This window comes from Streptomyces sp. NPDC086554 (genome assembly GCF_040686095.1).
Lineage (GTDB): Bacteria > Actinomycetota > Actinomycetes > Streptomycetales > Streptomycetaceae > Streptomyces.
Genome location: NZ_JBFBJK010000007.1, coordinates 63,417 through 85,804, shown reverse-complemented (window position 1 = coordinate 85,804; position 22,388 = coordinate 63,417). Strand labels below are relative to the sequence as shown.

At 71.1% G+C, this 22,388-nt stretch carries 18 protein-coding genes and 1 pseudogene; 11 read left to right on the top strand and 8 right to left on the bottom strand.

Features of this window, described 5'->3' with window-relative positions; translation table 11 throughout:
• Window positions 1-29: 29 nt before the first annotated feature.
• A complete protein-coding gene (locus tag AB0O76_RS13420; protein ID WP_365489143.1) occupies window positions 30-1,178 on the bottom strand; it encodes a serine hydrolase domain-containing protein in 1,149 nt (382 codons plus the stop codon).
• Between the two features lie 124 nt (window positions 1,179-1,302).
• Window positions 1,303-2,838, bottom strand: coding sequence for an AMP-binding protein (locus AB0O76_RS13415; RefSeq protein ID WP_365489141.1), 1,536 nt, complete (start codon window positions 2,836-2,838; stop codon window positions 1,303-1,305).
• Between the two features lie 432 nt (window positions 2,839-3,270).
• Here AB0O76_RS13415 and AB0O76_RS13410 point away from each other — a divergent pair, with 432 nt between their 5' ends.
• Both AB0O76_RS13410 and AB0O76_RS13405 read left to right on the top strand, forming a co-directional pair.
• The gene (locus AB0O76_RS13410) at window positions 3,271-4,311 is read left to right on the top strand and encodes a S1 family peptidase (protein WP_365489767.1); all 1,041 of its coding nucleotides are present in this window, start codon (window positions 3,271-3,273) and stop codon (window positions 4,309-4,311) included.
• 164 nt (window positions 4,312-4,475) lie between these two features.
• On the top strand, window positions 4,476-5,336 hold the full coding sequence (locus AB0O76_RS13405; RefSeq protein ID WP_365489138.1) for a GNAT family N-acetyltransferase: 861 nt from the start codon (window positions 4,476-4,478) through the stop codon (window positions 5,334-5,336).
• A 45-nt stretch (window positions 5,337-5,381) separates the two neighbouring features.
• On the opposite strand, the gene AB0O76_RS13400 is transcribed toward AB0O76_RS13405, so the two are convergent.
• A complete protein-coding gene (locus AB0O76_RS13400; RefSeq protein WP_365489135.1) occupies window positions 5,382-7,661 on the bottom strand; it encodes a glycoside hydrolase family 3 N-terminal domain-containing protein in 2,280 nt (759 codons plus the stop codon).
• Window positions 7,662-7,764: 103 nt separating this feature from the next.
• Between AB0O76_RS13400 and AB0O76_RS13395 the strand changes: the two genes are divergently transcribed.
• Window positions 7,765-9,705 (top strand): ABC transporter ATP-binding protein, encoded by a 1,941-nt coding sequence (locus AB0O76_RS13395; RefSeq protein WP_365489132.1) that lies wholly within the window; start codon window positions 7,765-7,767, stop codon window positions 9,703-9,705.
• Window positions 9,706-9,883: 178 nt separating this feature from the next.
• Here the strand turns inward: AB0O76_RS13395 and AB0O76_RS13390 are convergent, their stop codons facing one another.
• Window positions 9,884-11,392, bottom strand: a complete 1,509-nt coding sequence (locus tag AB0O76_RS13390) for an MFS transporter (RefSeq protein WP_365489129.1) — start codon at window positions 11,390-11,392, stop codon at window positions 9,884-9,886.
• 114 nt (window positions 11,393-11,506) lie between these two features.
• Here AB0O76_RS13390 and AB0O76_RS13385 point away from each other — a divergent pair, with 114 nt between their 5' ends.
• Together AB0O76_RS13385 and AB0O76_RS13380 are read left to right on the top strand one after the other, a co-directional pair.
• A complete protein-coding gene (locus AB0O76_RS13385) occupies window positions 11,507-12,244 on the top strand; it encodes a helix-turn-helix domain-containing protein (protein ID WP_365489126.1) in 738 nt (245 codons plus the stop codon).
• Window positions 12,237-14,507, top strand: a complete 2,271-nt coding sequence (locus AB0O76_RS13380; RefSeq protein ID WP_365489123.1) for an arylsulfatase — start codon at window positions 12,237-12,239, stop codon at window positions 14,505-14,507. The genes AB0O76_RS13385 and AB0O76_RS13380 overlap by 8 nt, the downstream gene beginning before the upstream one ends.
• Window positions 14,508-14,511: 4 nt before the next feature.
• Here the strand turns inward: AB0O76_RS13380 and AB0O76_RS13375 are convergent, their stop codons facing one another.
• From AB0O76_RS13375 to AB0O76_RS13365, 3 genes are all read right to left on the bottom strand, one after another.
• Entirely contained in the window at window positions 14,512-14,715 is a 204-nt protein-coding gene (locus AB0O76_RS13375; protein ID WP_365489764.1) for a hypothetical protein, read from the bottom strand.
• Window positions 14,622-15,737 (bottom strand): substrate-binding domain-containing protein, encoded by a 1,116-nt coding sequence (locus AB0O76_RS13370; RefSeq protein WP_365489120.1) that lies wholly within the window; start codon window positions 15,735-15,737, stop codon window positions 14,622-14,624. The genes AB0O76_RS13375 and AB0O76_RS13370 overlap by 94 nt, the downstream gene beginning before the upstream one ends.
• Before the next feature lie 111 nt (window positions 15,738-15,848).
• Window positions 15,849-16,082, bottom strand: a complete 234-nt coding sequence (locus AB0O76_RS13365; RefSeq protein ID WP_365489117.1) for a hypothetical protein — start codon at window positions 16,080-16,082, stop codon at window positions 15,849-15,851.
• Between the two features lie 397 nt (window positions 16,083-16,479).
• On the opposite strand from AB0O76_RS13365, the gene panD reads away from it, so the two are divergent.
• The 4 genes and pseudogenes from panD to AB0O76_RS13345 all read left to right on the top strand — a co-directional run.
• Complete coding sequence (gene panD / locus AB0O76_RS13360; RefSeq protein WP_135336439.1) at window positions 16,480-16,899, top strand: aspartate 1-decarboxylase; 420 nt, start codon at window positions 16,480-16,482, stop codon at window positions 16,897-16,899.
• A 25-nt stretch (window positions 16,900-16,924) separates the two neighbouring features.
• Window positions 16,925-17,272: a GNAT family N-acetyltransferase gene (locus AB0O76_RS13355; RefSeq protein ID WP_365489113.1), complete on the top strand. Its 348-nt coding sequence runs from the start codon at window positions 16,925-16,927 to the stop codon at window positions 17,270-17,272.
• Window positions 17,266-17,946, top strand: a complete 681-nt coding sequence (locus AB0O76_RS13350; protein ID WP_365489111.1) for an aspartate/glutamate racemase family protein — start codon at window positions 17,266-17,268, stop codon at window positions 17,944-17,946. Before AB0O76_RS13355 ends, AB0O76_RS13350 begins: the two co-directional genes overlap by 7 nt.
• A gap of 98 nt (window positions 17,947-18,044) precedes the next feature.
• A pseudogene (locus tag AB0O76_RS13345) lies at window positions 18,045-18,173 on the top strand (nitroreductase/quinone reductase family protein); the annotation flags it as partial.
• 327 nt (window positions 18,174-18,500) lie between these two features.
• On the opposite strand, the gene gndA reads toward AB0O76_RS13345, so the two are convergent.
• Window positions 18,501-19,943 (bottom strand): NADP-dependent phosphogluconate dehydrogenase, encoded by a 1,443-nt coding sequence (gene gndA / locus AB0O76_RS13340; RefSeq protein ID WP_365489108.1) that lies wholly within the window; start codon window positions 19,941-19,943, stop codon window positions 18,501-18,503.
• Between the two features lie 111 nt (window positions 19,944-20,054).
• Here gndA and AB0O76_RS13335 point away from each other — a divergent pair, with 111 nt between their 5' ends.
• Together AB0O76_RS13335 and AB0O76_RS13330 are read left to right on the top strand one after the other, a co-directional pair.
• The gene (locus AB0O76_RS13335) at window positions 20,055-21,026 is read left to right on the top strand and encodes an acetylxylan esterase (protein ID WP_365489105.1); all 972 of its coding nucleotides are present in this window, start codon (window positions 20,055-20,057) and stop codon (window positions 21,024-21,026) included.
• Between the two features lie 154 nt (window positions 21,027-21,180).
• Window positions 21,181-22,386: a transglycosylase family protein gene (locus AB0O76_RS13330; protein WP_365489102.1), complete on the top strand. Its 1,206-nt coding sequence runs from the start codon at window positions 21,181-21,183 to the stop codon at window positions 22,384-22,386.
• The last annotated feature ends 2 nt before the right edge of the window (window positions 22,387-22,388 follow it).

The window sequence follows — 22,388 nt, the reverse complement described above, 5'->3', positions numbered from 1 at the left end:
ACTCTCCTCAGGGAAACGGATCAGAGCTTTCATGCTGGCTGGAGGCACGCCCCCAGCGCCTCGATGAGCCGCCTCGCGCGCGCGTCGCCATGGCCGATCATGCGGTTCGCCGTGTAGGCGAAGCCGACCCCGAACTCGTCGTCACCGAAGGCGAATTGACCGCCCGAGCCGTCGTTGCCGAAGCTGCGGGCGCCGAGCATCGGGCGGAACCGGGGTGCGTCGAGCAGGAAGCCGGAGCCCCAGCGGGCGCCCAGGTCGGGGAAGCCGGACCAGGACGGGCCCGCCGTCAGCTCGCGCAGCGCGTCGGTGACGGTGTCCGCCGTGAGCAGGCGGGGCGAGCCGTCGACTCCGGTCGCCGCGGCCGCGTACAGCGTCGCAAGGCCGCGCGCCGAGGACACCGCGCCCGCGCCGGGAATCTCGGCGCGCAGCAGCGCCGGGTCGTTCCAGCCGTGCGGTTCTTCGAGGCCGGGGAAGGCGAACGCACCGTTCATCGTGACGATCCGCATCACGAGCGACTCGGGGTCGGGGTTGCCCGGGCGGCCTTCGGCCTCGGCGAGCCGGGCCAAGTGGGGCACCTCGTCCTCGGGCAGCCCGATCCACGTACGCAGCCCGAGGCGGTCACCGACGGCCTCGCGGAAGTACTGGCCCGGCGTGCGCCCGGTGACGCGGCGGATCAGCTCACCGAGGACGAAGCCGAAGGTGTGCCCGTGGTACTCGTGGGCGTCGCCCGGCTCCCACAGCGGCTTCTGCTCCTCGATCGCGCGGACCACCGGCGTCCACGCGGTGATCTCGTCGAAGGTGAGGGAACGGTCGAGGGCCGGGAGTCCGGCGCGGTGCGCGAGCACCATGCGCGGGGTGACCGCCTCCTTGCCGCCGCGCGCGAACTCCGGCCAGTGGACGGCCACCGGGGTGTCGAGGTCCAAGTGCCCTTCCTGGGCGAGCAGATGGACACAGACACTGACGAGGCCCTTGGCGCAGGAGAAGACCGGGACGACGGTGTCCTCGTCCCACGGGCGCCCGGTCCGCTCGTCCGCGACACCGGCCCACAGGTCGACGACCTTGCGCCCGTCGACGAACACCGCGACGGACGCGCCGAGTTCACCGGACTCCTCGAAGTTCCGGGTGAACGCCTCCGCGACCGCCCCGTACCGTTCGTCGGCCCATCCGCCGTGCTCCACCGTGACTCCTCATTCGCAACATGCTGATCAAGGCACCCTGTTCCCACGTGGGCACGTACGGACAGAGCCGCTGATCATCGACCGGGTCACGGTATGGGGCGGGGGCGGCCGTCTCCAGCGATTTTCAGTTGACGCCCCGCTCGCGCCCCTCCCAGTAGGGCCGGCGCAGCTTGTACTTCTGGAGCTTTCCGGTGGCCGTGCGGGCCAGTTCGGCGCGGAACTCCACCGACGTGGGGGCCTTGAAGCCGGCCAGGTGGGCCTTGCAGTGCCGGATCAGGTCCTGCTCCGTGGCCTCGGCGCCGGAAGCGAGGACCACCAACGCCTTGATGGTCTCGCCCCACTTCTCGTCCGGCACCCCGATCACCGCGACTTCGGCCACCGCGGGGTGGCTGAACAGGACGTCCTCCACCTCGATCGAGGAGACGTTCTCACCGCCGGTGATGATCACGTCCTTCTTGCGGTCGCTGATCGAGAGATGGCCGTCCTTGCCGATGCTCCCGCCGTCACCCGTGTGGAACCAGCCGTCCTCCAGGGCCTCGGCGGTCTCGTCGGGCTGCTCCCAGTACCCCTCCAGGATCACGTTCGAGCGGGCGAGGACCTCGCCCTCGTCCGACGTACGCAGTGTCACGCCGAGGGCGGGCGGACCGGCCTGCACCAGCTTCTCCGCGCGCTCCCGGGGCTCAAGGCCGTCCCACTCGGCGCGCGTGCGGTTGATCGTGAGGAGCGGTGACGTCTCGGTGAGGCCGTAGATCTGGATGAACTCCCAGCCCAGTTCGGACTCGACCCGCTCGACGGTCTTCGTGGGCGGCGGTGCCCCCGCGACGATGACCCGCACCCGGTCCCGGCCGGGGATCTCCCCCTCCCAGGTCTGCGCGGCGGAGAGCACCGCATTGACCACCGCCGGCGCCGCACACAGCACGGTGACACCGTGCTCGGCCACGCGCCGCAGGATCTCCGCGCCGTCCACCTTGCGCAGCACGATGTGACGCGCGCCCATGCCGGACATCGCGAACGGCATGCCCCAGCCGTTGGCGTGGAACATCGGCAGGGTGTGCAGATAGACGTCCCGGTCGCTGACGCCCGCGTGCAGTGCGAACGTCAGGGCGTTCACCCAGATGTTGCGGTGGGTGATCTGTACGCCCTTGGGGCGGGCGGTGGTGCCGCTGGTGAAGTTGATGGTCGCGGTGGCGTTCTCGTCGGGCTCCCAGGGCTCGGGCTCGGTGCCGAAGCGGTACAGTTCCTCGTCGGCGGCTGCTCCGAGCGTGAAGCGGTGCGCGCAGTCCACGCCCGCCAGACGCTCCGTCAGCTCAGGGTCGACCAGGAGCACGCTCGCCCCCGACCGGCCGACGATATGGCTCACCTCGTCGGCCGTGAGCCGGAAGTTCACCGGCACGAGCACCCTGCCGTATCCGCTCACCCCGAAGAACGACGTCAACAACCGTGCGCTGTTGGGCGACACCACCGCGACCCGCGCGCCGTGCGGCACCCCCAGCGCGTCGAGCCCGGCGGCCTGGGCCCGCGCCAGCTCACCCACCCGCTGGTAGGTGAGCCCCTGCCAGGGCTCCGCGGGCTGATCCGGTTCGTCGACGATGCCGACACGGTCCCCGTACACGGTCGTGGCGCGGTCCAGAAAATCAAGGGCCCCGAACGGGACGAACATCCTGGCCTCCCGAAGCTCAAAGTGATGTACGGCGCCCATAGGACCATGGACACCGCACACCACATAGCCGCCCACGGGCTACGGCAGGGGAGGCTGCTGAGCCTGCGGCGCCTCCTGCAGCCGCCTTCGCAGGGTCCTGCGGCGGAGCGCCGCTGACCGTGATCCGCCAGTACATCGAGGGCCGGCAGCGTGCCCTCTGAGTGTCACGACGCAGTCGCAGCCGTGGTTTTCAAGCCGCTTTCCGTGGCCGGGTCTTGTGACCTTGTGCGGGTCTCGTCATACTCGGCGCCGTTGCCCGGCAGGGACGCGACCACGTGACTGCTTGGCATGCTCATGTCTGTAACTCCCCGGAGCCGACCCGACCGGAACGGCTCCAACCCCCCATGGAGGTACTGAGTGAGAACCCCACAGTTGCGCACGCGCCGCCTCGTCATGGCCGGAGCGAGCGTCGCCGCCCTGGTCGCGGGAAGCCTGACCATGGCGAACACCAGCACCGCGGCACCCACCCCCACTGCCGACACCCTGTCGTCGTCCGCCGCAGGTGACCTCGCGACATCACTGGCCGCCGAGCTGAAGGGCGATACAGCCGGCGCGTACTACGACGCGAAGGCGCGGAACCTCGTCATCAACGTCGTCGACGAGGCGGCGGCCGACCAGGCGCGCGAAGCCGGCGCCGTGGCCAAGGTCGTCGGCAACACCCAGACGGCCCTGGAAGCAGCCAAGAAGCAGCTCAACAAGGGTGCCGTGCCCGGCACTTCGCGCGCGATCGACCCCGTGAGCAACAAGGTCGTCGTCACCGCCGACAGCACCGTCAAGGGCGCCGAGCTGCGCAAGCTGAAGAAGGCCGTCGCCGCCCAGGACGGCAAGGCCGTGCTCAAGCGGACTGCGGGGAAGTTCTCGCCGCTCATCGCGGGCGGCGACCCCATCTACAGCTCGGGCGGTCGCTGTTCGCTCGGCTTCAACGTCGTCAAGGACGGCGCCCCGCACTTCCTCACCGCGGGCCACTGCACCGAACTCGCGGGCACCAGCTGGTCCGACAGCCAGGGCGGCGCCGAGATCGGTCAGGCCGTCGACTGGACGTTCCCCGGAGCTGACCACGCCCTGGTGAAGTACACGGCCGATGTGCCGCACCCGAGCGAGGTCAACCTCTACAACGGCTCCACCCAGCAGATCACCGGCGCGCGCGAGGCAGTCGTCGGTGAGCAGGTACAGCGCAGCGGCAGCACCACCCAGCTGCACGACGGTTCGGTGCAGGCACTCGACGTCTCGGTCACCTATCCGCAGGGCACCGTGGACGGTCTGATCCAGACCGACGTCTGCGCCGAACCCGGCGACAGCGGCGGCTCGCTCTTCGCGGGCAGCGACGCACTGGGCCTGACCTCGGGCGGCAGCGGCAACTGCTCGTCCGGCGGCCAGACGTTCTTCCAGCCGGTGACGGACGCCCTCGCGGCGTACGGAGCCCAGATCGGCTGACCTGAATCGCACCGAAGCACCGGATAGCAGGGCGAGGAGTCGGGAAGGATGGTCCCGGTGCGGTCGTGATCAACGATCGTGCCGGGGCGGTCCCTCTCCGATGCGAGGGACGGCCCCCTTCCGGGGCAGGGGACGGTCCCTTCCGGTGCGAGAAGGGTGCAGCGATGACACATTCGGCCCTTGGACGGCTCGTCATCTCGCGGGCGACGCCCGACGACTGGCGGGCGGTCGTCGAATGGGCGGCGGACGAGGGCTGGAACCCGGGGCTCGGGGACACCTCGTCCTTCTTCGCCCAGGATCCCGACGGATTCTTCATCGGCCGGGTCGACGGTCGACCGGCCTCCGCGATCTCCGTCGTCAACTACGACGACCAGTACGCCTTCCTGGGCTTCTACCTGGTCCGTCCCGACCTGCGGGGCCAGGGCCACGGCCTCGCCACCTGGACGGCGGCGCTCGCCCACGCGGGCAGGCGGACCGTCGGCCTCGACGGCGTGGTCGCCCAGCAGGACAACTACCGCCGCTCGGGCTTCGAGTTCGCCCACACCACCATGCGCTACCTGGGCCCCGCACCCACCACCGGAGCGCCAACTCCCGTGCACATCCTGCCGGTTGAGGCAGCCGGGCTCCGCGCCATCACCGCGTACGACGCCGCGAGCCACCCCGCCGACCGCCCGCGCTTCCTCGACTCCTGGCTCACCGCTCCGGGACACCGCGCCCTCGCCCGCATCGTCGACGGCCGCGTGACCGGGTACGGAGTGCTGCGTCCTGCCCGCGAAGCCCTGCGCATCGGCCCGCTGTTCGCCGACACGCGCGCCGACGCCGAGGCGCTCTTCGACGCGCTGACCGCCGAGGCGGACGGCGCTCCCGTCGCGATCGACGTGCCCGAGACGCAGCCCGAGGCAGTCGCCCTTGCCGAGACGCGCGGCCTGAAGCCCACGTTCGAGACCGCGCGGATGTACACGGGCCCGGTGCGGCCGCTCGCCCAGGAGCGGGTGTTCGGCGTCACGACGCTGGAGCTCGGCTGACGCGGCGGGCCGGACCCCACCGGGTCCGGCCCGCACACCAGCGCGTTACGTGATCGTCAGCCGTTGCTTCGCCTTCGCCTCCGAGCTGTTGCCGACGTAGAGGTCCACCGCCCCTGCCTCGACGCGGAATTCACCGTCCTCGGCGTTCGTCCAGAACCCGAAGTCATCGGCGCCGAGCCGGAAGCGGACCGTTGTCGACCTGCCCGCGTCCAGGGTCACCCGGCGGAACCCGCGCAGCCTGCGCACCGGCTGGGCGATGCTCGCCGCGATGTCGTGGACGTACAACTGGACGACCTCGTCGCCCGTCCGGTCACCGGTGTTGGCGAGCGTGACCGAGACCTCCACGGTGTCGCCCTTGCGCAGGGCGCCCGCCGACACACGGTCGCGGCTGAGCTTCGGGGCGCCTACCTCGAAGGTGGTGTAGCCGAGACCGTGGCCGAAGGCGAACTGCGGGTCCGGCGGCAGGTCCAGGTACTTGGACGTGTACTTGTTGTCCGCGGCGTACGGACGGCCCGTCGACTCCCGGTTGTAGTGGACGGGGATCTGGCCGACCGTGCGCGGGAACGAGACGGGCAGCTTGCCGCCGGGGTTGACCTCGCCGAACAGCACGTCGGCGATGGCGTTCCCGGCCTCGAGCCCCGGGTGCCAGGCCTCGAGAACGGCGGGTGCCCCGTCCAGCCAGTCGCCGATCGTCAGCGGACGCCCGTTGACCAGGACCACCACGAACGGCTTGCCCGTCTCCGCGATCGCCTCGATCAGCTTCTCCTGCGCGCCGGGAAGACCGATGTCGCTGCGCGCCGCCGCCTCGCCGCTCATCGCCGGGGGCTCGCCGACCACCACGACGGTGACATCGGCGCCCTTGGCCGCGGCGACCGCCGCCGGGATGCCACTGGTGTCCTTGCCCTCCGGGTCGACTCCCTTCGCGTACGTCACCTTCGCGTCGGGGGCCGCGCGCTTGACCGCGTCGAGCACCTTCCCTGCGGGGAAGTTCTTCGTGGCACCGAGGAACGTCCAGGTTCCGAGGAGATCATCGGAGTCGCCGAACGGTCCGACGACCGCGATCGACCCGGTCGACCTCTTGAGCGGGAGCGCCTGTCCCGCGTTCTTCAGGAGCACCATGGAGCGGGCCGCCGTCTCACGGGCCGCCTTGCGCGCAGCTGCGGACGGCTTGTCGATGGCGGCGCCTTCGTCGACGTACGGATTCTCGAAGAGGCCGAGCGCGAACTTGAGGCGCAGGATCCGCGCGACCGCCTCGTCGAGCCGCTGCTCGCTGATCTTCCCGCCGCTCAGCAGCTTCTTGCCGTGCTTGGCCAGGTCCGTGCTCGCCATCTCCATGTCGACGCCCGCGTTGAGCGCGAGCCGGGCCGCGTCGGCGCCGTCCTCGGCGAAGCCGTGCGCGATCAGCTCGTCGACGCCGTTCCAGTCGCTGACGACGAACCCGTCAAAGCCCCACTCCTTGTGCAATACGTCGATCAGGGTGTGGGAGTTGGCGTGCGCGGGGACGCCGCTGATCGTGTTGAAGGAGGCCACCCCCGCGTCCAACGCGGCCTTGAACGGCGGCAGATACAGATTGCGCAGCCGGGACTCGGACACGTCGACGGTGTTGTAGTCACGGCCGCCCTCGGCCCCGCCGTACGCGACGAAGTGCTTGGCGCAGGCGGCGATGCGGTCCTTGGCGGCCAGGCCCGCACCCTGCTCGCCCTTCTCGCCCTGGTAGCCCTCCACCTTGGCGACGGCGAACGCCGTCGTGAGGTACGGGTCCTCGCCGCAGCCCTCGGCGATGCGGCCCCAGCGCGGCTCGTGCGTGACGTCCATCATCGGCGAGAACGTCCAGTGCACACCGTTCGAGCGGGACTCCTTCGCGGAGACCTCGGCGTCCCGCCGGGTGACCTCCGGGTCGAAGCTCGCCGCCTGGGCGAGGGGGATCGGGAACGTCGTCCACAGACCATGGATGACATCGAGCCCGAAGAGCAGGGGGATACCGAGCCGGGACTCCTCGACGGCGATGCGCTGCAGGGCGTTGCTGTTCTCGGCGCCGAAGATGTTCAGGACGGAACCGAGGCGTCCCGCGCGCGCCGCGTCCTCGACATCCTTGGTCTCGCTGCCGCCGGGGCCCGTACTGACCGCCCACGGCAGTTGCTGCAGCTGCCCCAGCTTCTCTTCGACAGTCATACGGTCGAGCAACTTCTCGACCTTCGGGTCGGGGCGGCGCGGGCGCTGCGGCGCGGCCTGGGCGCTTCCCGCACCAGCGGCGGTGAAGCCGCCTCCTGCAACGGCCGTGCCGCCGATCGCGGACAGCAGAGAACGCCTTCGTAGCTCTCGCATGTATTCGCTTTCTCGAATCAGGAAGTCGGTAACGGTATCTCTTTCCGATGCCTGTCCCGGTGAAGCTTGACCTCAAGAAAGCTTGAGGTCTTACGTTCCTCTCATGAGCATGGAAACGACAGCCTGGACCCAGCTGCACAGCGTCATGAACGCCGAGCAGGACCGCCGCCCCTTCGCCCGCGCCACGCTGCGCCGCATCGGCGCGTTCGCCCGCCCGCACCGGCGCCGCATCGCCTACTTCGTCCTCCTGAGCATCGTGACCGCGCTGCTCGCCGTGGCGACCCCCGTCCTCGCGGGCAATGTGGTGAACGCGATCGTCTCCGACGGGGAGTCCTCTCTCGTCGTCCGGTACGCCCTGCTCATCGCCGCCATCGCCATCGCCGAAGCGGGACTCGGCCTGCTCAGCCGCTGGCTGTCGGCGAACCTGGGGGAGGGGCTCATCCTCGATCTGCGGACCGCCGTCTTCGACCACGTACAACGCATGCCCGTCGCCTTCTTCACCCGCACCCGCACCGGCGCGCTCGTCAGCCGCCTCAACAACGACGTGATCGGCGCGCAGCGCGCCTTCAGCAACACCCTCTCCGGCGTGGTCGGCAACATCGTGACGCTGCTCCTCACGCTGGCCGTGATGCTGACGCTCTCCTGGCAGATCACGCTCCTCGCGCTCCTGCTCCTTCCGGTGTTCGTCGTCCCCGCGCGCCGCATGGGCTCCCGGATGGCCAAACTCCAGCGGGAGGCCGCGCACCACAACGCGGCGATGGGTACGCGCATGACCGAGCGCTTCTCCGCTCCTGGCGCCACGCTGATCAAGCTCTTCGGGCGGCCCGGCGCCGAGTCCGCGGAGTTCGCCGCGCGAGCCCAGAGGGTGCGGGACATCGGCGTACGCACGGCCATGGCGCAGTCCGCGTTCATCACCGCGCTCACCCTCGTCTCGGCCCTCGCGCTTGCTCTCGTCTACGGTCTGGGCGGCTACTTCGCCCTGGAGGGCACGCTGGACGCGGGCGCCGTGGTCTCCCTCGCCCTGCTGCTCACCCGCCTTTACGCGCCGCTGACCTCCCTCGCGGGAGCACGGGTCGAGGTCATGAGCGCGCTCGTCAGCTTCGAGCGGGTCTTCGAAGTGCTCGACCTGAAACCGCTGATCGACGAGAAGCTGGACGCCCGCGAGGTCCCATCGGGGCCGGTGGCGGTGGAGTTCGACGACGTCCGCTTCGGCTACCCGTCCGCCGACAAGGTCTCCCTCGCCTCCCTCGAAGAGGTCGCGTCCCTCGACACCCGAGGCGGCGACGAGGTCCTGCACGGACTGTCCTTCCGCGCCGAGCCCGGCCAGACCGTCGCGCTCGTCGGCTCCTCCGGAGCGGGCAAGTCGACGATCGCGCAACTGCTGCCCCGGTTGTACGACGCCGACGCGGGGACCGTCCGTATCGGCGGGGTCGACGTCCGTGACCTCACGGCGGTGTCCATGCGCCAGACCCTCGGCATGGTCACCCAGGACGGCCACCTCTTCCACGAGTCGGTCCGCGCCAACTTGCTGCTCGCCCGCCCCGAGGCCACCGAGGACGACCTGTGGGACGTCCTGCGCAGGGCCCGTATGGAAGACCTCGTGCGCTCCCTGCCCGACGGCCTCGACACGGTGGTCGGCGAGCGCGGTTACCGCCTCTCCGGCGGTGAGCGCCAGCGGATGACGATCGCCAGGCTGCTGCTCGCCCAGCAGCGGGTGGTCATCCTCGACGAGGCGACGGCCCACCTGGACAACACCTCGGAGGCCGCGGTGCAGGAGGCCCTCGCGGAGGCGCTGGAGGGCCGCACCGCGATCGTCATCGCGCACCGCCTCTCGACGGTGCGGTCCGCCGACCAGATCCTCGTCGTCGAGGCAGGGCGGATCGTGGAGCGCGGAACGCACGAGGAACTGCTCGCGGCGGGCGGTCGCTACGCGGAGCTGTACCGGACGCAGTTCGCGGCCAAGGGCGAGGATGTGGCAGCGGCCGAGGGCGAGGACGTCGGAGTGGGGGCGGTCGAGGGTGAGGGCGTGGAAGTGGCGGCGTAGGGCCCAGTCCCACGGCCGTGGTCCACGGCGTCCGCGGCCAGGGCCCTGCGGCACGACCTGATCGCACCCCGGGCCGACGGCGGGCTCTCCGCGAGAGGCAGGGGCGCCGCGCGCCGATGCGCAGGCGGAACGGCTCGTGCGGCACACCGGCGTCTCAAGGGCGCCGGTGTGCCGCGTCTCAGGGCCGCTGCGACTTCTGGGGGCCGGGTTCCCGCTCCGCCCCCACGAGCCGCAGCACCCCGCCCGAGGCGGGAGCGCGCCCGTGGCGCATCGCCGTCGCCACCATCAGGCCGGCGAAGGCCACCGCCGATGCCAGGCCGAACGCGAGCAGGTAGCCGGTCTCCGCGTACAGGATCCGGTCCTCGTCCGAGTCGTCCACCAGATACCGGGCGAGGACCGCGCCCAGGAGCGTCACCCCCGTCGCCTGCCCGAGGTTGTTGGCCACGCCCATCAGACCCGCGCCCACCGCCGTGCGATCGGCGGGCACCGCCTCCACCACCAGGTTGGAGACGCCGACGAAGAAGCAGCCGAAGCCCATGCCCATGAACAGTGCGGCGAGCAGCAGTTGCCAGAGCGCGGTGTGCAGCAGGGCGAGGGTGAGGGTGGTGGCGGAGAGGCCGCAGAGCGCCACCATGAGCGTGTACCGGGGTCCTCGGCGCCGGGCCAGGAGCCCGCCGAGCGGCCCGCATGCCGCGCCGATCAGCCCCTGCGGCACGAGGAACACCGCGGCGCCGAGCACACTCATCCCGAAGCCGTAGCCGAGCGACGTCGGCGTCTGCACCAGCATCGGCATGGCGAAGGCGGTCCCGCCGATTGCGAAGGCTCCCGAGAACGCCGCGACGAGCGTCCAGCGCAGGGCGGGCCCGGTCAGCAACCGCAGGTCGATCAGCGGGTCGGGGGTGCGTAGTTCACGCCGTACGAAGCCCGTGAGCAGCAGGAGCGAGCAGCCGAGGGTCACAAGGGTGGGCAACGATGCCCAACCCCAGCCCGCCCCCTGGCCGATGAACAGCAGCAGCGCGCCCGCCCCCGTTCCGAGGAGCAGCCCGCCCGCCGCGTCGACGGGGCGCCGCTCGGCGCGCGAGGGGCGGACCGGCGACTCGGGCAGGGCGCGTGCGAACCACGGGGTGAGGACGGCGACGTAGGCGAGGGCGAACCAGAACACCGCCCGGTAGCCGAAGGCCTGGCCCAGCGCGCCGCCCGTCAGCGGGCCGATGATCGCGCTCAGCCCGATCCCCGTGGTGACGGCGCCGAGCGCCACCGGGACCACCCGCGCCGGGAAGATGTCACGGATCAGGCCGTACGCCGCCGGAGCCATCACCAGGCAGGTGCCCTGTACGGCGCGGCCCGCGAGCAGGACCGGGTAGGAGGGCGCGAGCGCACAGATCAGCGAGCCGGCCGCGAAGAGCCCTGCCGCGTACAGGATCATCCGCTTCTTGCCGATGACGTCGGCGACCCGGCCGAGCAGCGGCTGCGCCACCACTCCCGTCAGGCTCACCACGGTCAGCGTCCAGCCGATGGAAGGCGTGTCGAACGCGTCCGACATCAGCGGCAACACCGGGTAGATCAGGGTGAGTTCGAGCGCGGTGACTTCGGTGAGCAGGACGAGGGGGACCAGCAGGAGCGCGTACTGGGCGGGGGAGCGGTCGTCGGGCAGGGGGGTGCGGGGGTCGGGTGAGGGATCTGGCATGACTTCGTCGCACCGCCGCTCGTCTATGACTGACCGTCAATTCATCTGAGATTGCTGGGAGTTCACCTTTTAACGCACTTGCGTTGAAGGGGCAAGGCCCGCACACTGGCCGACGTGACACAGCCTCACCCGCATCCCGCCCGCACCCGGCTCCGCCTCATCGAGACCGCCGAGCGGCTCTTCGTCGAACGCGGCATCCACGCCGTGTCGCTGCGCGAGATCGCCGCGGCGGCCGAACAGCGCAACACCTCCGCCGTCGCCTACCACTTCGGCGACAAACGGGGCCTGGTCACCGCCGTCTACGCGCACCGGCTCGGGCCGACCAATGAAGGGCAGCTGCGCCGCATCGCCGCACTCGACGACGAAGGGCGGGGCAAGGAACTCCGGGCGCTCGTCGAGGTGTTCGTCGCGCCCATGGCCGACCGGATCACCCGCTCCGCGCCAGGCAGGGGCGGACCGCCGAGCTACTTCCTGCGGTTCGTCGCGCAGGCTCTGTACGTCGAGGACATCGCACCCCACGACCTGGCCGCCGAGACCTGGACCCGTGCGCTCCATGAGCTGCACTCCCGCATCGACGCCTGCCTCACCGAACTCCCCGCCCCCGTCCGCGCCGACCGGTGGCGCGTCTTCGTCGGGCTCACCCTGCACACCCTCGCCGACCACGAACGCGCCCTGCAGCACGGCACGGCGAGCCCCGGACGCCGTACGGACCTGCTCGTCGCGAACCTCGTCGACGCGGCGGTAGCCGTCCTCACCGCGCCCGTTGCCCCCGCGACACGCGCACTCCTGGAGCCTGACACCCCGCGTGAACCGGACGACCTGCGTGAACCGGAGGCCCCCACCGATGACTGACCGCCACTACCCGGTCGATCCACGCCCCGCCCCCGACGCCCCGGACGTCGTCGTCGTCGTCCTCGACGACCTCGGCTTCGCCCAACTCGGCTGCTACGGCTCCGACATGGCGACACCGAACCTGGACCGCCTGGCCGCCGACGGCCTGCGCTTCAACCGCTTCCACGTCACCGCGATGTGCTCGCCGACCCGCGCGAGCCTGCTGACCGGCCGCAATCACCACGCCGTCGGCATGGGCTTCCTCGTCGACCTGCCGATCGCCCACCCCGGCTACACCGCCCGCCTGCCGAAGTCCGCGGCGCCGCTGCCCCGCGTGCTGCGCGACGCCGGCTACTCCACCCTCGCCGTCGGCAAATGGCACCTCACCCCACGCTGGGAGCGCACCGCGTCCGGCCCTTTCGACCGCTGGCCGCTCGGCTACGGCTTCGAGCGCTTCTACGGCTTCCTGCAGGGCGACACCAACCACTACGCCCCGCGGCTCGTCCGCGACAACCACTACACCGACCCCCCGGCGGGCCCCGATGACGGCTACCACCTCAGCGAGGACCTCGCCGACTCCGCGATCCGCATGATCCTCGACCAGAAGCAGGCCACCCCCGACAAGCCCTACTTCCTCTACTTCCCGCTCGGCGCGACGCACGCCCCGCACCACGTGCCCCGCGCCTGGAGCGACCCCTACCGAGGCCGCTTCGACCAGGGCTGGGAGCGCTGGCGCGAGCAGACCTTCGCCCGGCAGACCGCCCTCGGCGTGGTGCCCGGGAACACGGAACTCTCGCCCCGCCCGCCCTGGATCCAGGACTGGAGTGAACTGGACGCGGACGAACGGCGGATCTTCGCGCGCATGCAGGAGGTGTACGCCGGATTCCTCTCCCACACGGACGCCCAGATCGGGCGGCTGCTCGACTTCCTGCGCCGCACCGGCCGCCTCGACAACACCCTCGTACTCGTTCTCTCCGACAACGGGGCGAGCGCGGAGGGCGGCCGCCTCGGCACCCTCAACGAGCACCGCTTCACCGCGCGTTCGGGCGACAGCGCCGCCCGCAACCTTGCCGCGCTCGACGACTGGGGAGGCCCCGCGACCTATCCGCACTACTCCTGGGGCTGGGCCTGGGCGGGCAACACGCCGCTGCGGCTGTGGAAGCGCTACACCTGGCTCGGCGGCACCCGCGCCCCGCTCATCGCGCACTGGCCCCGCCGCGTCCCCGACCCGGGCGCGGTCCGCTCCGCGTTCACGCACGCCGTCGACCTCATGCCGACGATCCTCGACGCGTGCGGGGTCGAAACGCCGACGGAGGTGGACGGTGTGCCCCAGCAGCCGGTGGACGGCCGCAGCCTGCTGACCGTCCTCGACGCCTTACCGGTAACCCAACTGCCCAGCCCCACCCAGTACTTCGAGATGCTCGGCTCCCGCTCCATCGTGCACGGGGAGTGGAAGGCCACCACGGACCACGTCTCGCGCGGCGTCGCGGACGAGGAGCGACTCCTGCCGGGCAGCCGCGACTTCGCGGCCGACCGCTGGTCGCTGTTCCGCCTCACGGACGACTTCGCCGAGGCGCACGACGTGGCGGATCAACACCCCGATGTCGTACGGAAGTTGGCTTCTCTGTGGGACGCGGAAGCCGAGCGCAACCAGGTCCTTCCCCTTGACGACCGCATGCAGGAACGCCTCACCGCGATGATCCCGCCCGCCTGGCCGCCACCGGCCCGTGCTTCCTACGCTCCGGGCGGCATCCCGGTGCACGACGAGGCGCTGCCCCTCCTCTTCGGCGGCTTCGACCTGACCGCCGATGCCGAGGTGCCGGACGGCACGGTGGCCGCAGGTGTGCTGTGCGCGCTCGGCGACCTCAACGGCGGGTTCGTTCTGTACGCCGACGAGGGCCGCCTCGCCTTTGCCTGTTCCCGCGCCGGTGATCTGGACCGGGTGGTGGCGAAGGAGCCGCTCGGTGCGGGCAGACAGCGGCTCGGCGTGCGGTACGAGGTGGGCCAAGAGGGCGAGGAGGAAGGGCAGTTCATCCTCCACGTGGACGGCGAGGACATCGCGGAATCGCCCCTCGGTGGCCCGTTCCCCTACACCTTCCAGCACGGGGGCGCGGGTCTTGCCGTCGGCCACGACCGAGGGCTATCGGTCGACCCGGAGCGCTACAGGCCCCCGTTCGCGTGGCGCGGCACCCTGCACGAGGTGGTCATCGACACCACGCGAGGGCGGGGACGGGAGAAGCGGTCGGTGGACGACGAACTGCGGGCGGCACTGCACAGCGACTGACGGGTCAGTCGACGTCACCGCGGGCCGAACCCATCTTCAGACCGTCGACCCAGTGCACGGACTCCACGTCGGTGATGGTGGAGCCGTAGGTGCCCCAGCGCGGGACGTTGCCCTTCAGGTCCCAGGTCCGGGCGCTCTGCCGATCGGCGACCAGCTTGCCGTTGACGTACAGCGAGAAGGATCCGCTCGTGGACGACTGGGCGTTGATGCCGAGCTCGATCTTGTTCCAGGTGCCCGGCGTCCAGGGAACGCTCCCGACCGCGGCACATCGGCCAGCGCGGCGAGCTCGTCGTCGTACGCGACGATCGCGAAGTCCTCGGGCACCCGGAGGCCACGGGCCGTCAGCCGCTGGAGCAGATTGATCGCGTCGGCGTCGGTGTGCACGATCGCGGCCCGCACCCCGTCGGACGCCGCGAGTTGCAGGAGCCGGTCGGCGTCCCGCTCGAAGGTGTCGAATCCGCCGGGCCCTGCGGCGTCCAGCGGGGACAGGTCGTCCTGGGCGAAGCCGAACGAGCTGATCGCGGCGCGGTAGCCGCGGCGCAGATGCGGCGAGGTGTGCGTGGTCCGGGAGAGCAGCGCGATACGCCGGTGCCCGAGCGCGGCGAGATGGCGCACCGCCGACGCGGCACCCTCCGCATGGGCGGAGCCGACCCGGCCGATCTCGGCGCCGCGCGAGCCCGTCGGTATCCGCCGCTCCACGAGCACCGCGGGGACGGGGAGGCCGATGAGCTCCCGCAGCGCGTCCGGGCCAGGACCGTCGATGCCCCAACTGGGCGTCAGGAGCAGCCCGGTGGCACCGGCCTCGACGAGGGTCTCGATCCGCCGGGTGTCCTCCTCACCGCGGTAGTCGGTGGTCCCGACGAGCAGCCGGGCACCCAGGGCGGCGGCCGCGTCGCGGGCGCCGCGGATGACCGAGGGGTAGAAGTAGCCGGTCGCCGGTACGACCATGCCGAGGACGAGACCGCTCTGCGCAGACGGAGCTGTAGCCATAGCCGCCGGCGCCGAGCGGGCGAGCCGGGCCGCCTCGTGCGGACTCAGCTGGGCGGTCGGCCAGTGCACCGAGCCGTGCAGCCGCCGCAGCCGGCCCGCCCCGGCCAGCGTGGCCACGTCCCGCCGGGCGGTCTCCACCGACACACCGAGCCGCTCCGCAAGCTCGACGACGCGCATGCTCCCGCGCTCCCGCACGAGGCCGAGCACCCGCTTGTGCCTGGCATCCACGCTCTCCCGCATCGGCTTCCTCCCGCCGTGGTGACGGAATTATGGCCGAGGGGCCGTCCGACGCGGTACAGGAAAGTGCGCGACGGACGGCCCCCGCCGGGAACGGATCCCGGAACCTTCGGCTCAGCCGTGCCAGATCTTCACGTAGCCGACGTTGTTGTTGTAGAGCTCATCACCGAAGCTCTCCGGGAGCTTGAATGTCTTCGAGTGAGTTTCGCGGATGTTGGTCAACTTGACGCGGTTGCACGCACCGTAGCCCTTGATGGACGAAAGGCTGTCCTTCCAGTCGTTGCTGGGCTCGAATCCGTAGCCCGCTGTGTCACACGTTCCCTCGTAGCCGTAGATGGTGGACTTCATCCTCCCCTTGTAGCCACCGTCCGAATACCACCGCATCAACTTCGTCTTCCCGGCGGCGTGGAGACCCTTGCCGGCCTCTTCCTCGGAATTCGACGAGCGCCTTCCGCCGGCGCAGCGGCAGCGGGCGATGCCAGAACCGCGGTACCGGCGTTATGGAGAACTCCCTCTCTTGTCGAACGTGGGCGAGAAACTGATAGTCGCGCCCCGCTCTCATCTCGATGCACAAGAAAGGTCGCAATGGCTCGCGGCGGCAGGAGGGCTATTCGGTTGGGGCCGAATAGGTAGGCGTCCCGGGGACACGCGGCCCTGGTGGGAACCCGCGACACGATATAAAATGCGCGTCCAGCCCTTGACCTGCAAAAACGCGGGCAGGGAGCCTAGATTCCGGAGTGTTCTGATGCTTCGCACCATGTTCAAGTCCAAGATCCACCGCGCCACGGTGACCCAGGCCGACCTGCACTACGTGGGATCCGTCACCATCGACGCCGACCTCCTCGACGCCGCCGACCTGCTGCCCGGCGAGCTCGTGCACATCGTCGACATCACCAACGGCGCCCGCCTCGAGACGTACACCATCGAGGGCGAGCGCGGCAGCGGCGTCATCGGGATCAACGGTGCGGCAGCGCACCTCGTGCACCCCGGCGATAGGGTGATCATCATCAGCTACGCCCAGGTCGACGACGCCGAAGCACGCACGCTACGGCCCAAGGTCGTGCACGTGGACGGTGCGGACAACCGCGTCGTGGCCCTCGGTGACGACGCGGCCGCGCCGGTTCCCGGCGCCGACGACATGGAGCGCAGTCCGCAGGCGGTGTGAGACCTCCAGACCTCCAGGAGAGCCGATGAGCAGTGCGATCGAGATCCGTGACGACCGGGCGCGCGGCGTCCTGGAGGCCCGCGCGGGCGACGAAGTCGTCGGCCAGATCGTGTACTTCACGCTGGAGGATCCCGAGCGCGCCGTGGTCCCGGTGCACACCGAGGTCGAGCCCGCGCACGAGGGCGAGGGCATCGCGGGAACGCTGGCCAGGGAGCTGTATGTGATGGCCGCTCGTGAGGGCATCGCCGTCGCGCCCCTGTGTCCGTACGTCGTGAAGTGGGCCGAGCGGCATCCGGACGAGGCGCCGGTGCCCTCCGGCGAACTGGTCAAGGCCGCCCTGGACAAGGTGCGATCGGACCCGGCCGCATGGTGACCGACGCGACCGACACGACTGGCGCGAGCCTCGCCCTGCTGCACACCTCGCCCGTGCACGTGCCCGTCTTCGAGGGGCTGCGGGACCAGGACCATCCAGGGCTCGCCCTGCGGCACCTCGTCCATGAGGACCTGCTCGCGCGGGCCCGCGTGGAAGGGCCGCAGGCGGTGGCCGGTGACGTCCAGGAGCTCCTTGAGCAGGCCGTCGCCGACGGGGCGGACGCCGTGCTCTGCACCTGCTCGACCCTCGGCGGTGTCGCCGAGGCGGGCGCCGCCGCGCTCGGCGTGCCGGTCCTGCGGGTCGACCGGCCCATGGCGGCCGCCGCCGTCGCCGCGGGGCGGTCCGTCGCGGTCGTCGCCACGGTGGAGAGCACCCTGGAGCCGACCCTCGCCCTAGTCGAGGAGGAGGCGGCGCGGGCCGGGCGCCCCGTCGAGGTCACCACCGTTCTGGTGGCGGGCGCCTGGGATCGGTTCGCCGCCGGGGACCGGGACGGATGCCTGGAGCTCGTCGCGGACGCCGTCGACGCCTTGGAGGGCGTCGATGCCGTCGTGCTCGCCCAGGCGTCCATCGCGGACGTGGCCGACAGGTCAGCCCTTGCCGTCCCGGTCCTGGCCAGCCCGCGTACCGGCCTGAACGCGGCCGTTCTCCGGTGCCGGGCGGGTGCCACGTCGTAGGGTGAACGCGGGGGGTGAGCGATCACTCACCTCGCGCGTGCCGACGTCGGCAGGGAGCGGGAGCGGACATGGCTCAGCAGGACGACCAAGCCGTGATCAGTCTCTCGGCCGCGGACAAGGCCAGGGTCTGGCCGGGCCTCGTCGAGCTGTTCGCCCCCTATGCGGAGTACCAGCGCAAGACCGACCGGGACATACCCGTCGTACGGCTCAGCCGCACCGAAGGCTGACATCGGGCGGCGCGGGGACGCGTGGACTCGGCGGGCGCGGGCACGCGAGGCGGGAGAGAGTGGACGCGTCCGACCTCCGGACCCCGCAGACCGACCTCCGAACCCCGCTGGAGGACCCCATGACCCACCCCGACCCCGCGCCGCCCCCGCCGTTCCCGGACCCGAACGGGCCGATCCCGGTCCCTGACCCCAATCGGCCCATCCCCGTCCCGGACCCGGTGCCGCGCCCCGAGCCGGCACCCGTGCCGGAGCCGCCCCCGTCCCCGGTCCCGCAGCCGCCGGGACCGGACACGGAGCCGAAACCGATGTGAGGCTCACCCGGAGTCGCTAGGACCGCACCTCGGAGCGGTCACCGCCCCACAACGTGTGGAACGACCCCTCACGGTCCGTACGCCGATAGGTGTGCGCCCCGAAGAAGTCACGCTGCCCCTGCGTCAGCGCGGCCGGCAGCCGGTCCGCGCGCAGCGCGTCGTAGTAGGCGAGGGCCGCCGAGAAGCCCGGCGTGGGCACGCCCTGCCGCGTGGCGGCGACGACGACCGCGCGCCAGTCGTCCTGGGCCGCGCCGATCTCCTGCGCGAACGTCGCGTCCGAGAGCAGGCTCGGCAGGTCGGGGCGGGCGTCGTAGGCGGCGCGGATGCGGTCAAGGAAGGCGGCCCGGATGATGCAGCCGCCCCGCCAGATGGCGGCGACCGCGCCCAGGTCGATGTTCCAGCCGTACTCCGCGCTGCCCGCCGCGATCTCGTGGAAGCCCTGCGTGTACGACACGATCTTCGAGGCGTACAGCGCCTGTTCGACCTGGTCGGCGAATGCCCGCGCCTCCGCATCGCCCAGCGGCCGCGCCGTGGGACCCGGCAACTCCCGTGACGCGGCCCGCAGTTCCGTGTGCCCCGAGAGCGAGCGGGCGAACACCGCCTCGGCGATGCCCGACACCGGCACGCCCAGATCCAGGGCGATCTGCACGGTCCAGCGGCCGGTGCCCTTCTGCTCGGCCCGGTCCTGCACCACGTCCACGAACGGCTTGCCCGTCTCCGCGTCGACGTGGCTGAGGACCTCCGCCGTGATCTCGATCAGATACGAGTCGAGGCGGCCGGTGTTCCAGGTGCGGAAGATGTCCGCGATCTGCGCGGGGGAGTAGCCCCCCACGTCGCGCAGGAGCTGATATGCCTCGGCGATCAGCTGCATGTCCGCGTACTCGATGCCGTTGTGCACCATCTTCACGAAGTGCCCCGCGCCGTCCGGGCCGACGTGCGTGACACAGGGGGCGCCGTCCGCGGCCTTCGCCGAGATGTTCTCCAGCATCGGGCCGAGCGCCGCGTACGACTCCTCGGAGCCGCCCGGCATGATGCTCGGGCCGAGCAGCGCGCCCTCCTCGCCGCCGGAGACGCCCGTGCCGACGAAGTGGAGGCCCTGCTCCCGCAGTTCGCGCTCGCGGCGCCGGGTGTCCGCGAAGTGCGCGTTGCCGCCGTCGACGATCATGTCGCCCGGTTCGAGGAGCGGGGCGAACTCCTCGATCACCGCGTCCGTGGGCTTGCCCGCCTTCACCATGACGACCAGTCGGCGCGGGCGTTCGAGCGCGGCGACGAACTCCTTGGCGGTCTCCGTGGGGATGAAGTCGCCCTCGTCGCCGAACTCCTCGACCAAGGCACGGGTCCTGGCCGACGTGCGGTTGTGGAGGGCGACCGTATAGCCGTTGCGGGCGAAGTTTCGGGCCAGATTGCGCCCCATGACCGCGAGGCCCGTGACACCGATCTGGGCTGACGTGCTGCTCATGCCGTGGCTCCTGGAAGTGCTGCTGGAAGGGGAAGTGCCGGTGGTGTTCGCCAGTATTGCCCCGCGGCGTAGCGTGACATTCCGACACTGTGTCCGACGAAGGAGTCGCCCGTGCCCCATTTCGACATGCCGCTCGACGAACTCCGCCGCTACCGGGCCGATCTGACGGAACCGGAGGACTTCGACGCGTTCTGGGAGAAGACCCTTTCGGCCGCACGCGAGCACGACCTGGACGCGCGCTTTGTCCCGGTGGACGTCCCGCTGAGCACGGTCGACGTCTTCGACGTGACGTTCGCCGGGTTCGGCGGCCACCCCGTCAAGGGCTGGCTGATTCTGCCCGCCGGGGCGAGCGAGCCGCTGCCCGCCGTCGTCCAGTACATCGGGTACGGAGGCGGACGCGGACTTCCCCACGAGCATCTGCTGTGGTCGGCGGCGGGCTTCGCGCACTTCGTGATGGACACCCGGGGCCAGGGCAGCGGCGGTTCGGCGGGCGACACACCGGACCCGGTCGGCAGCGGACCGGCGTATCCGGGCTATATGACGCGCGGCATCGACGACCCGCGCGAGTACTACTACCGGCGTGTCTTCACCGACGGCGTACGAGCCGTCGAGGCGGCCCGTACGCATCCGCTGGTGGACGCGTCCCGGGTGGCCGCGGTCGGCGGCAGCCAGGGCGGCGGGATCACGCTCGCCGTCGGCGGGCTCGTCCCCGACCTGGCGGCGATCGCGCCCGATGTGCCGTTCCTGTGCGACTTCCCCCGCGCGACGACCCTCACCGACCGCCCGCCGTACAGGGAGATCGCTCTCTATATGAAGGCAAGGCGCGGCTCCGAAGAGCGCGTCTTTCAGACACTCTCCTACTTCGACGGCGTGCACTTCGCGGCGCGGGGCCGGGCGCCCGCGCTCTTCTCGGCGGCCCTGGAGGACCTCACGTGCCCGCCGTCCACGGTGTTCGCCGCCCACAACGCCTACGCGGGGGCCGAGCGATCGATGGAGGTGTACGCCTTCAACGACCACGAGGGCGGCGGCCCTTACCAGGAAGGTGTGCAACTCCGTTGGCTCGCTGAGTACTTGACGGCGTGACCGACCGGAGTCCCCTCGGCCTCGCACCCTTGTCATGGATCGGTCGGAGCGGCTAACTTGCCGCCTTGTCGTGTGTCTGATGTGACCATTCCGACCCGATGTCCCGACCTGACGTTCCGAACTGACTGTGATGTGTGTGTCCGAGGGGGCTCTCATGGCCGTACGCGGCCGGCACCGCCGGTATCAGCCGAACCGGATCAACCGAGCGTCGCTGACCGTCACCGCGGGCGGCGCGGGGATGGCGCTTCCGCTGATCGGCACCGGAACGGCGAACGCGGCCGACGTCGACACCTGGAACAAGGTCGCGGCGTGCGAGTCCACCAACAACTGGAGCATCAACACTGGCAACGGCTACTACGGCGGCCTCCAGTTCAAGCAGTCCACCTGGGAGGCGTACGGCGGCACCGCCTACGCCCCGCGCGCCGACCGAGCCACCAAGGACCAGCAGATAGCCGTCGCCGAGAAGGTGCTCGAGGCGCAGGGGCCGCGCGCCTGGCCGGTCTGTTCGGAGCGGGCGGGCCTGACCCGGGGCGGCGACGCGCCGGACGTCACGCCGATGAGCGCCCCGAAGAAGACCGCGCCGAAGACGCCCGAGCGCCAGGTCAAGGACGTCAAGCCGGAGGTGACACCGCAGTCCACCGCGGGCACCGCCCGGATGTACACCGTCGTCCGCGGCGACACGCTCTCCGGGATCGCCGACGAACGTCAAGTCGGCGGCGGCTGGCGGCAGTTGTACGACACCAACCGCCAGGTCATCGGCGGCGACCCCGACCTGATCACGCCGGGCCAGCGGCTCTCGCTGCACGCCGCGCAGAAGCAGCGGGCGGAGCCCAGGCCAAAGGCCGAGCCGAAGCCGAAGGCCGAGCCGAAGCAGCGGGCCGAGCCGAAACCCAAGGCCGAGCCCAAGCCGAAGCCCAAGGCCGAGCCCCGCAAGGCGAAGCCCGCCCAGGCGACCCAGGGCTTCTCCGCCCCGGTGGCCGCGTCCCCCAGCACGCCCTATCGCGCGGCGGGCGGTTCCTGGTCGAAGGGCTACCACACGGGAGTCGACTTCCCCGTGGCGACCGGCACCTCCGTGAAGGCCGTCGCCGGGGGCACGGTCGTGTCGTCCGGCTGGGGCGGCTCGTACGGCTATGAAGTGGTGATCCGGCACGCCGACGGCAAGTACTCCCAGTACGGCCATCTCTCGGCGCTCACGGTGAAGGCAGGGCAGAAGGTCGGCGCCGGACAGCGCATCGCCCGCTCCGGGTCCACGGGCAACAGCACAGGACCGCATCTGCACTTCGAGATCCGGACGGGGCCCGGCTTCGGCTCGGACGTCGATCCGCTCGCCTATCTCCGCGCGGGCGGCGTACGGATCTGAGC

Excerpts from the sequence above, each read along its gene's own strand:
- AB0O76_RS13395 (WP_365489132.1), top strand. The coding sequence starts at position 7,765 with ATGAGCATGGAAACGACAGCCTGGACCCAGCTGCACAGCGTCATGAAC.
- AB0O76_RS13370 (WP_365489120.1), bottom strand. The coding sequence starts at position 15,737 with ATGCGGGAGAGCGTGGATGCCAGGCACAAGCGGGTGCTCGGCCTCGTG.
- AB0O76_RS13400 (WP_365489135.1), bottom strand. The coding sequence starts at position 7,661 with ATGCGAGAGCTACGAAGGCGTTCTCTGCTGTCCGCGATCGGCGGCACG.
- gndA (WP_365489108.1), bottom strand. The coding sequence starts at position 19,943 with ATGAGCAGCACGTCAGCCCAGATCGGTGTCACGGGCCTCGCGGTCATG.
- AB0O76_RS13365 (WP_365489117.1), bottom strand. The coding sequence starts at position 16,082 with ATGAAGTCCACCATCTACGGCTACGAGGGAACGTGTGACACAGCGGGC.
- AB0O76_RS13330 (WP_365489102.1), top strand. The coding sequence starts at position 21,181 with ATGGCCGTACGCGGCCGGCACCGCCGGTATCAGCCGAACCGGATCAAC.
- panD (WP_135336439.1), top strand. The coding sequence starts at position 16,480 with ATGCTTCGCACCATGTTCAAGTCCAAGATCCACCGCGCCACGGTGACC.
- AB0O76_RS13405 (WP_365489138.1), top strand. The coding sequence starts at position 4,476 with ATGACACATTCGGCCCTTGGACGGCTCGTCATCTCGCGGGCGACGCCC.
- AB0O76_RS13415 (WP_365489141.1), bottom strand. The coding sequence starts at position 2,838 with ATGTTCGTCCCGTTCGGGGCCCTTGATTTTCTGGACCGCGCCACGACC.
- AB0O76_RS13380 (WP_365489123.1), top strand. The coding sequence starts at position 12,237 with ATGACTGACCGCCACTACCCGGTCGATCCACGCCCCGCCCCCGACGCC.
- AB0O76_RS13390 (WP_365489129.1), bottom strand. The coding sequence starts at position 11,392 with ATGCCAGATCCCTCACCCGACCCCCGCACCCCCCTGCCCGACGACCGC.
- AB0O76_RS13410 (WP_365489767.1), top strand. The coding sequence starts at position 3,271 with ATGGCCGGAGCGAGCGTCGCCGCCCTGGTCGCGGGAAGCCTGACCATG.
- AB0O76_RS13355 (WP_365489113.1), top strand. The coding sequence starts at position 16,925 with ATGAGCAGTGCGATCGAGATCCGTGACGACCGGGCGCGCGGCGTCCTG.
- AB0O76_RS13350 (WP_365489111.1), top strand. The coding sequence starts at position 17,266 with ATGGTGACCGACGCGACCGACACGACTGGCGCGAGCCTCGCCCTGCTG.